This window comes from Microcystis sp. (genome assembly GCF_048564745.1).
In the GTDB taxonomy this organism is placed as follows: domain Bacteria; phylum Cyanobacteriota; class Cyanobacteriia; order Cyanobacteriales; family Microcystaceae; genus Microcystis; species Microcystis ichthyoblabe_A.
In genome coordinates, this window is sequence record NZ_JBLZRT010000012.1 from 171413 (window position 1) to 183533 (window position 12121).

The following is a 12121-nucleotide window of genomic DNA, read 5'->3' on the forward strand; positions in this document are numbered from 1 at the left end:
AATACTTAGATATAAATCGTCCGAGTTGGGCATCTTCTAAAAAATTACCTCACAAACCCCAGTCTTGTCAACTAACTCTATAAGACTAGGAACTGGGGTGGGGTTTAAACTGCCAAAAGGGGTAAAAAAAGCTGTGAAGATGTTATAATAAGCCCCGTCCCATATCTAAATGGTTAGAGGCAAGATTAATGGCATCTCCCACTTGTTCGCTTTGGTTTTTTGTAGCGCGGACCGACTTACCATTTATGATGCTTACTATCCCCCATATAGTTAAGATGTGTAATTTTCCCTTTCAAGAAAAAGTGTTAGCCATAGACACGGCTGCTTTAAGTGGGGAAAAAGTTGATCGTCCTGGTATTGGTACGATGGAAGATTTACGCCAATGTGCGCAAACTTTGCTGCACAAGGGGGTGGTTGACCGGATTGTAGATTTTAATTACGATGCCAAGTATCAAGAACGACTATATCTAAAACATTTCGGCAGTGCCATAAAACCTACTCATAACTATAAAGGCTATCCGATCCTTGGCTCGATTTTTAAGATAGAAGAATGTCAGAGTGACTATCTGCTGCATTTTGATAGCGATATGATGATGTACCAAGAGCTAGGCTACAAATGGATTGCTGAAGGAATTGATCTGATGGAAGCAAATCCTCGGATTATGTTTGTCCGTCCTATGACAGGACCGCCCACCTCTGATGGTAAGTTTTCTGAATCAGATACGGGCAAATTAAATCCTCAAGGTTTTTATGAATTTAAATATTTTGGAAGTCGCCTATATTTGCTCAAATGTAACCGGTTTGATGAGTTATTACCCCTGCCTATCATCTGGTATAATGAATATCGGCAGCAGTTTGTAAAAAATTGGCCAGAAGGGATGAAAACAGCCCTAAATATCTGGACTGGAAAGGGAAAATTAGATTCTTGGGAAATTATGGTTTCTGAGAAGCTCAAACAGACGGATTATCTGAGGATTAACCTCACCAACCCTAGAGCTTGGAGTCTACACCCGAAAGAGAGAAGCCCTGCTTTCATTGCAGCTTTACCATCAATTATTGCTAGGATAGAAAGGGGCGATTTTCCAGCCAAACAAGCAGGATTTTATGATTTAATTTTTGACCTGTGGGTTTAGCTCTGAATCATCCCAAGGCTATCAGAACAGTAAATTGCGGTTCTTCGGTTTGTCTGATGCAACGTACAGGGTTATAAGGAATGAAACTCTTATAGAGAAAGACATTTAGCGATTTTTGTCAATTGTTTTTTATCTAGAGCGAACTAATCAATTAAGTCTCTTGCCAGATAAGGATTTAGTCGATTTATGCCCCCCTATCGAACCATAACAAGTAACGAAGAGCCGAATAATTTGACGTGCTGTCACCCATTTTACCTTAGCTGACAATAAGTACCTAAGCAAAATTAATTACACACATCTAACCCCCCCTTGCCTTTTGCCTTTTGCCTTTCTTCACTAGGAAATTTATTTTGCACGACTACTTAATTATAAATTTTTATTTCCCTTGAATTCCCTATTCTAAAAACAGAACTATCTTCCCGAATTAACCCCGTTCGTTCTCAGCCAATCCCTTTGATTGCTTGAGTATTTATAATTAATTTGTCCCACCAGTTGTTTTTTTTGTGATCGCCTGTCCCTGAAAAATAGTCACTTTCTACTATATTTTGCCTTCCAAAATCGGGGTTAATGCTCTATTTATTTCAAAATGAGAATTGCTGGATATTCAGCCAACCCTACTCATCCTGACTTCCCACACCCCACACCCTAGGAAAAACTTTTTGCCGCAAACCCTAGATACAGATTTTGGGCGGTGGATTGGTTGTGATAGAAATATAAATATCGATCGCTTGCTATCAATCTTGATGAAAAGACGATATTTTCTGGCTTTTATCGGCTCAATTGTCCTTAGTTGCTTATTATCTCTGGGTATAAACTTTTTTTCCTGCACTATCGCCACTGCGCAAACCCAGACAATTCTAGTTTCCGCCGCCGCTAGTCTCAAAGATGCCCTAGAAGAAATCAAGCCGGGGTTTGAAAAAGCCCAGGGCAACATTAAAGTTAACTATAACTTTGGTGCGTCGGGAGCTTTGCAACAGCAAATTACACAAGGTGCGCCAGCCGATGTTTTCCTCTCGGCTGCCACTAAGCAAATGGACGCTTTAGCAAAAGCTGGTTTAATCGATACAAGTACCAGAAGAAAACTGCTCACTAATCGCCTAGTTTTAATCGTTCCCAAGAATTCAACCCTAAAAATCAGCGATTTTCCTTCCCTGACTAACAGTAATGTCCAAAGAATTGCCGTGGGTGAACCGCGCAGCGTTCCCGTCGGTCAGTACAGCGAAGAAGTTTTGAAAAATATCGGCATTTTAGAGCAAATAAGACCAAAACTGGTCTTGGCCAACTCCGTCCGTCATGTTCTCGCCGCCGTAGAGACTGGTAACGCCGATGCAGGCATTGTTTACATCACCGATGCCAAAATTTCCGACCGGGTAAAAGTAGTGGCTACGGCTGCCAATAATCTCCATTCTCCGATTATTTACCCGATAGCTGTAATCAAAGACAGCAAAAACCCGCAAGCTGCCAAGACTTTCGCCCAATATCTCACCAGGGCAGCCGCTAAAAACATTTTTGAAAAATTCGGCTTCGGAATAGCCAGATAAACAATGTCAGACTTTTCGCCCCTATGGATATCCCTGAAAACCGCCACCATTGCCCTGATAATCATCTTTTTTCTCGGTATTGCCGCCGCTTATTGGATGTTAGGTTATCGTGGACGGTGGAAATCCCTAATCGAGGCAGTTTTCGTTGCGCCCTTAATCTTGCCCCCGACGGTGCTAGGCTTCATTTTACTGCTCCTATTCGGCAAAAACGGATCATTAGGACAGTTATTAGACTTATTCAATTTTCGCATCGTTTTTACTTGGTATGCCGCCATCATCACCGCGACGGTGGTGGCTTTTCCCCTGATGTACAAAACCACCCTCGGCGCTTTTGAACAGGTGGATCCTAATCTTTTACAGGTTGCCCGCACCCTAGGGGCATCGGAAGGGAAAATATTCTGGCGCCTACTTTTGCCCCTCTCCTTCCCTGGGGTATTAGCAGGATTAACCCTAGCTTTTGCCCGCGCTTTGGGGGAATTTGGGGCGACTTTGATGTTAGCGGGTAATATTCCGGGGCAAACTCAAACTATCCCGATGGCGATTTTCTTCGCTGTGGAAGCAGGAGAGATGACCGAGGCTTGGATATGGGTATTTATTATCATATTAATCTCCCTATCGGGGATTATCGCCGTTAATCTCTGGCAAAGTCAACGCAAACAGCAATTAGGACGACCGGGAGAAAGCAAACCTAACGAGATGGAGGACTGGCTGCCACCCCAGGAGGGTCGCGATTTTGCCCTTTTAGAAGCTGAAAATAATCATTATAGAGATAAAATAGGCTTATTTGTCGATATAGAGAAATATTTACCCGGTTTTAACCTCTCAGTCACTTTTAACTGCCAAAATCAGCCATTAGGACTATTAGGGGCTTCGGGTTCGGGAAAAAGCCTGATTTTGCGATCGCTGGCTGGTGTGGAAACGCCCTCAAGGGGCCGTATTGTCTTAAATGGACGCATTCTCTTCGATTCCGAAAAGGGAATTAATCTCCCCAGTCGTCAGCGTCGTATCGGTTTTGTGGTGCAGAATTATGCCCTTTTTCCCCATCTCACCGTGGCAGAAAATATCGCTTTTAGTCTCCCCAAAAACTTATCTAAAAAAGTTATTAAACAGCAGATTGCCAACCAATTGGAATTAGTGCAGTTACCCGGCATGGAAAACCGTTATCCCCATCAATTATCGGGGGGACAACAGCAACGGGTCGCCATCGCTCGCGCTTTAGCTAGTCGTCCGGAAGCTTTATTATTAGATGAGCCTTTTTCTGCCCTTGATACCCATCTACGCGCTCAATTAGAACGTCAGATGATCAAAACTTTAAGTAATTACGATGGCGTGACAATTTTTGTTACCCATAATATGGATGAAGCCTATCGAATATGTGAGAATTTATTAGTTATGGAAAAAGGGCGAGCAATTGCTAATAATTCTAAACAGAAAATTTTCGAGCGACCAGATAGCGTTAGTTTGGCCAAGATTACTGGCTGTAAAAATTTTTCCCGTGCTATTATCATCAATAATCAACAATTGGAGGCCATTGATTGGGATGTTAAATTACACACCATCCCCGGAATTCCCGACTATTTAGCCTATACGGGAATTCGCGCCCATCAAATTATTTTTGGTCGAGATTTAGGCGATATTAATACTTTTCCCTGTTGGTTGGCTAATGCCATTGAAGGACCCCATCGAGTGACTCTCTATCTGAAACTTAATCAACCCTCCAATCACGACCGCGATTTTCATATCCAAGCAGAGTTATATAAGGATAAATGGTTAGAAATTAAGGAGCAAGCTTTGCCTTGGACTGTTACTTTATCTCCCCAGCGTTTATTATTATTAAAATAAACAGAGATTTTGATGCTAAGTAGGTAGGTGTAAAAATTTTCAGACACCCCCCTTATCAAGGGGGGCAGGGGGGATCGGCACCCCCTTATCAAGGGGGGCAGGGGGGATCGGCACCCCCTTATCAAGGGGGGCAGGGGGGATCGACACCCCCCTTATCAAGGGGGGCAGGGGGGATCGAACCCAAAATCTATCTTCAATAGAGTTCTAATATAATTAGAGGAGGTTGATCAAAGGGGGTTTATGGACGATAAAACCACAAAGCCGGAAGCATCAGAATCTGAAGAGAAAAAAGAATCAGATTTTGACCAGGAAAAGGAACAGGCTCAAGTTTGGACGGGAAAAATCACTGCTTTTGTTGCCCATCAACTCCGAACCTCCGCTCCTTCCCTTCCAATTATCGGGGGTAGCATTACAGGCGGCTTAACTTGGCTTAGTCAACATGACACGGTTAAGGCGATTATTGTCGGGGGAGTCACCTTTATCTTCACGGGCTTTTTTACCTACGGATCAGCCTGGAGTCAAGGGTTTTTAGAAATAGCAAGAACCAAAGGTAAAAATCATGGTAAAGGTACAGCTTTAAGCTTTTTTGTTTGGCTAGACAAAGGACTGGAAAAAATACGTTGGCAATTAGCTAATCCTGACGGGAAATATTTAATTAAATTACGGGATTCAGATTGTCGTTATGATGATATTGAAGGGATTGAAGATGCAATCTTTGGTTTTTCTACCCCAGAACTGGAAGAAATTTTTATTAATTTGGATCTGAGTCAATTAGAACTGCGCTCAGAAGAAGAGTCTAAAGGTACGGGGGATGATATTTGGGATTTATTGCGACGGGCTAAAAAGAGGACAAATTTACGGTTGTTAATTCTGGCTCCTGGTGGACGAGGAAAAACAACTTTATTGCGTCATTTAGCCTATAACTACGCTCTAAAACAACCGAAACAAAATGCACCTTTTTTAATTCCTGTCTTTTTACGTTTACGGAGATGGCAGGAAGTGATTACCACCACAGAAGGATTGGATTTACCAACCTTAATTGAGCGACATCTTAAACAAGATATTTCTCAAGAATTAGATTTACCTCAGAACTGGGCTAAAAGTCATTTAACCCGTCAGCGAATGTTAGTGATGTTTGATGGTTTTGATGAAGTTAAACCCGAATATGCCGAAAAAGTCAGTCAATGGATTGGCAAACAGTGGCAAGATTTTCGCCAAAACTATTTTATTTTAACTTCTCGTCCGAAAGGCTATCAAACGTTTAGCTCTGAGCATAAACCTCGGCAAAAGGTGTTTATTAATGAATTTACCGATAAAAATATTCATGATTTTGTCTATAAATGGTATTTCTGGCAAGAGCAGGAAACCAGAGTTAGCAGAAGTTTAAAAGCAAAACAAGAAGCTGCCGACAATAAAGCAAAGGATTTAATTAATCAGTTATTTGCTCTCGATGATTCTGGGGAAAGTTCTACTCTATTATCCTTGGCGAGAAATCCCTTAAATCTGAATATGATAGTACAGTTACATCGGGCAAACTTTGGCTCGGGACAAAAATTACCTCAGCAACGAGTGGATTTATTTCGCCGAATTTTTGATCTGCAATTGATCACTCGCCCTCAAGCTAGGGGCATTGATATGATTTTAGATAACAATGAGGAAAATCATCGTCAACTGGTATTGCAACAGTTAGCCCTGAAAATGGGAAATACAACCACGATTGAATATTCAGAATTACTGAGTTCTACACAAAATTTTATTCAGGAATTGGGTTATCCTGAAAGCACTTCGGCTAAGGATTTTGTAGAGCGGTTAATTCATGTGAGCGAGTTAATTTTGAAAAAAGATGAATACTATGAGTTTGCCCATAATCTTTTTCAGTCTTATTTAATCGCTTTGGAAGTTAAACGGTTAAAGCAAGAAAATTTACTCAAGGAAAATTGGGAACAAAATCTCTGGTACGAGGCTTGCATTATGTATGCCACTTTATTGACTAATCCGACTGATTTTATTGTTCATTTTTATAATAAAGAAGATAATCCTAAAGCTCAGGGATTAGCGGAGCGATGTTATCGAGAATTACCTGTTAAAAAACGTCGAGGTTTGGAATTTTTAGAACAAAAACGACAGACTTCTCTCTTTACCCAACTAGAAACCTTTCTGAAAAATGGCCAATGGCGCGAAGCCGATGAGGAAACGATGCGGTTAATGTTGTTAATTGCTAAAAGGGAAGATGAAGGTTGGCTAGATGAAGAAAGCATTAACAACTTTCCCTGTGAAGAGTTACGCACGATTGATAAGCTCTGGGTAGATAATAGCGGCGGCAAATTTGGCTTTTCTGTGCAGAAAAAAGTCTGGCTGGATTGCGGTGGTGTCCCAGGGAAGTATAATTGGGATGTGTATAAAAAATTTGCCAACCAAGTGGGTTGGCGCAGGAGAGGAGACTGGTTGAGCTATGATGAGCTAACTTTTTTATTAAACAGTAGTAAACACGCACACCTACCTACATCCTATTTACCTAAAATAGGATTTATTACAGAAGAATTATTTGATACACAAAGATTTAATAGATTGAGGAGAAGAGTAAATTTATTTTCTCGCGCAGAGACTTGTAACCTGTAATATATCACAGACTTATACATCTTAAACCAGTAAAAAGCCCCCCTTATCAAGGGGGGTTGGGGGGATCAAATTCAACCAGTAAAAAGCCCCCCTTATCAAGGGGGGTTGGGGGGATCAAATTCAACCAGTAAAAAGCCCCCCTTATCAAGGGGGGTTGGGGGGATCAAATTCAACCAGTAAAAAGCCCCCCTTATCAAGGGGGGTTGGGGGGATTAAATTCAACCAGTAAAAAGCCCCCCTTATCAAGGGGGGTTGGGGGGATCAAACCTCAAAACTGCCCCCCAAAATTCCCCTGCTAACAGCAAAACTTATCAACAATAACACCTGATTTTTTAATAAAAAAACGCAATCGCTTTAAGTTTCATCCCCCCGCCTACGACTCCTTGATAAGGGATATTATAGCGGTTCTCACCCCTGGGTGGCACAGTTAAACCTTTGCTGATTAAGCTTTTCAACATTAATAATGTACCTCGTGCGAACAGAAAACGCTATATATGCTAAACTTATTAGTTGAAAAATAATCTTTCTTTTTTTAATAAATAAAACTGCAATCACGTTAAGTTTGATCCCCCCAACCCCCCTTGATAAGGGGGGCTAAGTACGGTAACATGACTAACCAGAAAGTAAGCTTATGGAATTAACCAATCATCATCATCTACCCTACAATCCCAAACTCGTAGAACGAGCCAAAGAACTCCGTAAAAATATGACCAAAGCTGAAAGAAAACTTTGGTATGAATACTTAAACAATTTTCAATATAGAGTTCATCGCCAAAGACCGATTGATCAATTTATTGTTGACTTTTATTGCCCCGAATTAAAATTAGTGATTAAAATTGATGGTGATAGTCATAATAGGGAAGATGCTCAAGCCTATGACTTAGAAAGAACCCAAATTTTATCAGGTTATGGATTAACAGTAATCCGCTTTACTAATCAAGAAGTTTTGAGTAATTTTGAGGGAGTTTGTGGAGTAATTGGAAGTTTGATCCCCCCAACCCCCCTTGATAAGGGGGGCTTTGATCCTCTTTGATAAGGGGCTTTGATCCCCCCAACCCCCCTTGATAAGGGGGGCTTTGATCCTTCTTGATAAGGGGCTTTGATCCTTCTTGATAAGGGGCTTTGATCCTCCCAATCCGGGCCGCCGCAAATACGGCGATGAGAATGTCAGGTATTACTCCACTCGATTAAAGCGCTAGTCAACCCTTCTAGGGTATATTCTCGCGCTTCGATATCAACACGACCAAATAACTCTTGACAGGTTTTTGAAGTTTGCGGACCGATAGAAGCCAGACAAACTTTTTCTAAGAGGGAATTAACCGATAATTCTGCCGTTTCTTGTTGCAATAACCGATAAAAATTCTGGACGGTTTTGGAACTGGCAAAGGTGACTATATCGACTTTCCCATCTCGAAAGGCTTCCCAGATGCCACTATCCATGCGTGCGGGACATCCGGAATAATATGCGGCCACTTCCGTCACCTGACCAGCTTTGGCCGTTAATTCCTTAACTAATATCTCCCTCCCTCCCGTTTCCACGCGAGGAAAGAGGAATTTTTGCCCCTTAATCGGGTCGGGAAACTCGTTTACCAAAGCATCGGCGACAAAATCCCCCGGGATAAAATCCGCTTTTAATCCCCGTGAGTGCAAAACTTGGCTGGTTTTTTTGCCCACCACGGCGATTTTTACAGTCGCTAAAGCCCTAGCATCTTTTCCCCAAAATGTCAAGCGATCAAAGAAAAAATTAACAGCATTGGCAGAAGTTAAAATCAGCCAATCAAACTCTTTTAACTGAGCGATGGCATCGTCTAAACCTTGCCAACGGTCGGGGGGACGAATCTCTAAAGCGGGCATTTCTAGGACTTCTGCGCCTTGATTTTGCAAAATTTCGCTAAATTGACTTGTTTGCTCGGCGGCACGGGTAATAACAATAGTTTTACCGCCTAGGGGTGGGGGAGAGGACATAATCGCCAGATCCACAACTTGACCAATGACCATAATAGAGGGTGAGAGGGACACCCCGGCGGTTTGAGCGAGAATATTTTCTAAAGTGCCGCGCCAAATTTGTTGATCCTTGCGTCCCGCCTGGCGGATAATAGCGATCGAGTCGTGAATATTCCGCCCATTTTGGTATAATTTCTCGATAATTTGCCCTAAAGACTGACCGGCCATCAATAGCACAAGTGTATCAATTTTAGCTAAGGCTGACCAATCGAGAGACTCGGGATCGTGAGCGCTCAAGACCGCAAAACAGCGACTAATATCCTTTTCGGTCAGGGGAATTCCGGCCAATAAAGGAGCGGCTAAAGCGGAGGAAATACCGGTTATCAGTTCAAAATCACAGCCTGCCTGCTTTAGGGCCAACATTTCAGGATATACTCGCCCAAAAACTCCTGGATCACCACTTTTAAGCCGAATAACTCGTTTTCCCTCTTGACAATAATTAACCAGTATCCGATTAATCTGATTCTGATCGGCCCCGGGTTGTCCTCCCCGTTTGCCTACATCGACTAAAACACAGGTTTTCGGCACTAGGGAGAAGATTTGACTATCCACTAGGGCATCGTACAGCAAAACCTCGGCCGTGGCTAAAATTGCTCGCGCTTGCAGGGTGAGAAAACTGCTCTGACCGATTCCCGCACCGAGAAGATAAACTTTACCCCGGGGATAGACGACTCCTGACATAATCGCAAATTTGGGTTTAATCTTTAATCTAGCACTTGGAGAAGATACAAATTACTAACGCAACAAGGGCAGCAGTAAAGTGACGAAATAATATACTAGGGGAGCGGTGAAGACATAACTATCAGTGCGATCGAGTATACCACCGTGACCGGGGATTAACTGGCCGGAATCCTTGACCCCAGCATCGCGTTTCATCATCGATTCGGTCAAATCACCCAATAAACTGACAATACCAATTAATAAGCCCAAAAATAGGCCCGTCAGCTGCCAATAGGGCCAATCTAAATACCAAGCACCCACCTCGGCCACCGCTATACTGCCTAAAATGCCAAAAAAGGAACCTTCCACGGTTTTTTTGGGACTAATCAGCGATAAACTGGTTTTTCCTAACCATTTTCCCATGATATAAGCTCCAATATCGGCAGCCCAAATGCAACCGAAAGCTAGAAAAGTCACCGTCAAAGCGGCCGGGAATAATTTCGGTTCCATCCACGATTCCGGCCAATATCCCATCAGGGGTAAGTTACTGGCCATAGCCACGGGACCACTTTCGGGAGAAAAACCGACCCGTAAACGAATCCAATAACTGGGTAAGTAACCACCGTAAAACAGACCGAGAATTGAGGTGGAAATGTCGGCAATTGTCGCCATTTTAGGCTGAAAGAGCAGATAAAAACAAATTAGCGCCCCAGCCAGGGGAAACATGGCATCGGTGAGGGGGGCTGCCATAGTTGCCGTCAGTAGTAATAATTGGGAAACTACGAGAGTGGTTTTAGCGGCCGGTTCAATGCCTTTAGCGCGAACTAAGCGAAAATACTCTAATTGTCCCAAAAAGACGATAACACCGATGCCGAGGGTGAAATACCAACCCCCAACGATAATAATTCCCAGTGCGAAGGCAATAGCAAAAATAGCGCTGACAATGCGTGGCCAAGGCATGGTTAATCCAGAGAAATTAGGCGGCATTGTCATAATTATATAGATTAAGAAAACTTTATGGAAGGTTATCCACAATTAAAGTTTATCGCCGCTCAGGATAAACATGGGATCAACGGCGGCAAAAACTTGGTGAATACCCCTAGTTTCTAGGCGATTTACTGCCGCTTGGACAATCTCGATATTACGGGCCTGTAAATTAGAAAAGCCTTCGGAAAATTGATAGAGGGTTTCTAAATTATTGGCCGTAGCCACGATGCGGCCGTTGGGTTTCAGGTATTGCCACACTTCTTGCAGGACCGATTTAATCGGTTTGCCGCCCTCGATACAGACGCGATCGGGGGCGAGGGATATATTGGGCAGACAATCGGGCGCGCTGCCTTCAAAAACGGTGACATTTTTTACCCCAAAGCGATCGCAATTACGCCGGATTAAACTGGCCACTTCTTCATCCCTTTCAATAGCAATAATCGGACTATTGGGGCATAATAAGCCAATTTCAACGGGAATAGTGCCGGTTCCTGCCCCTATATCCCAGAAAACCCCCCCATCACCTAACCGCAAAGCGGAAATCATCAATAATCTCACCTCGCGTTTACTCAGGGGAATCCCGGGCAAACGTTCAAACAATTCATCGGGAATACCGGGGGTTTTATATAACCAAGTCATGGGGAATCAATTATCGAGAAGCTTCACTAGCAAGCATTATTATATAAGTCTGTCAAATTTTCTTTATTAAGTAAACAGGGACTTTTATAGGCATAAAACCCTGATTATAGCTCTAACAAGCTATTGTCTGTCATTAAGCTAAGACGTATTTTAACCCCCTATCCTTAGATTAGGTCAATCTCTCCCAATCCTTTTACTGTTGCAAGAGTGCCACAGTGCCTCATCTCAACAAGCAATTTAAATAGGCGGGCAGCTTATCTTAATGATGAGATAGGAAGTTTTTGTTTTGGCGGGTCAGTCGTCGGTCGTTAACACCAAATTAGGTTACACTTCATCTTTATGGGAAAGGCCGTCATGATCCTTTTTCTTAAGCATAGATTTTCCTAATCAATTTCTTTGGGTATTGTCTATCAAATGTTACTAAATACTCTGGCTATTCAACCTTCCTAGCATCTGTCAGCCAAAAACCATAGACTAACTCCTGTTTTATCAACGATAACTCTAAGTAGCTGGTTATAATTAAATTAAAAATGGATTTTAGGTTCGATCCCCCCCGCCCCCCTTGATAAGGCTATCCATTAGTCGGATCTTTCTTAACAAAAAGAGAAGAAACTTAAAAAAAGGGGAAACGATTGATAGGTATAGTTTTGAAAGAAGGAATCAAGGTGGAGGTAAGCAAAAAAATGGAGAAATGGG

General features: G+C 42.5%; 8 protein-coding genes. 5 read left to right on the top strand and 3 right to left on the bottom strand.

The features are described 5' to 3' along the window. Nucleotides 1-188 precede the first annotated feature (188 nt). From ACOCD9_RS02160 to ACOCD9_RS02180, 5 genes are all read left to right on the top strand, one after another. Nucleotides 189-1133 (top strand): hypothetical protein, encoded by a 945-nt coding sequence (locus ACOCD9_RS02160; protein WP_419546250.1) that lies wholly within the window; start codon nucleotides 189-191, stop codon nucleotides 1131-1133. A gap of 743 nt (nucleotides 1134-1876) precedes the next feature. Continuing rightward, a complete protein-coding gene (gene modA, locus ACOCD9_RS02165; protein ID WP_419546257.1) occupies nucleotides 1877-2674 on the top strand; it encodes a molybdate ABC transporter substrate-binding protein in 798 nt (265 codons plus the stop codon). 3 nt (nucleotides 2675-2677) lie between these two features. Continuing rightward, nucleotides 2678-4516, top strand: coding sequence for a molybdate ABC transporter permease subunit (modB, locus tag ACOCD9_RS02170; protein ID WP_419546251.1), 1839 nt, complete (start codon nucleotides 2678-2680; stop codon nucleotides 4514-4516). Between the two features lie 240 nt (nucleotides 4517-4756). Continuing rightward, entirely contained in the window at nucleotides 4757-7135 is a 2379-nt protein-coding gene (locus ACOCD9_RS02175) for a GUN4 domain-containing protein (protein ID WP_419546252.1), read from the top strand. Between the two features lie 631 nt (nucleotides 7136-7766). After that, entirely contained in the window at nucleotides 7767-8168 is a 402-nt protein-coding gene (locus ACOCD9_RS02180; protein WP_419546253.1) for an endonuclease domain-containing protein, read from the top strand. Between the two features lie 134 nt (nucleotides 8169-8302). Here ACOCD9_RS02180 and cobA read toward each other — a convergent pair whose 3' ends face one another. Genes cobA through cbiT form a run of 3 tightly spaced genes read right to left on the bottom strand, consistent with a single transcriptional unit; the run spans nucleotide 8303 to nucleotide 11425 of the window. Beyond that, nucleotides 8303-9820, bottom strand: coding sequence for a uroporphyrinogen-III C-methyltransferase (cobA, locus tag ACOCD9_RS02185; RefSeq protein ID WP_419546254.1), 1518 nt, complete (start codon nucleotides 9818-9820; stop codon nucleotides 8303-8305). A gap of 54 nt (nucleotides 9821-9874) precedes the next feature. Then, on the bottom strand, nucleotides 9875-10792 hold the full coding sequence (locus tag ACOCD9_RS02190; protein WP_287700459.1) for a phosphatidate cytidylyltransferase: 918 nt from the start codon (nucleotides 10790-10792) through the stop codon (nucleotides 9875-9877). A gap of 42 nt (nucleotides 10793-10834) precedes the next feature. Next, nucleotides 10835-11425: a precorrin-6Y C5,15-methyltransferase subunit CbiT gene (cbiT, locus tag ACOCD9_RS02195; protein WP_002732225.1), complete on the bottom strand. Its 591-nt coding sequence runs from the start codon at nucleotides 11423-11425 to the stop codon at nucleotides 10835-10837. Nucleotides 11426-12121: the final 696 nt, after the last annotated feature.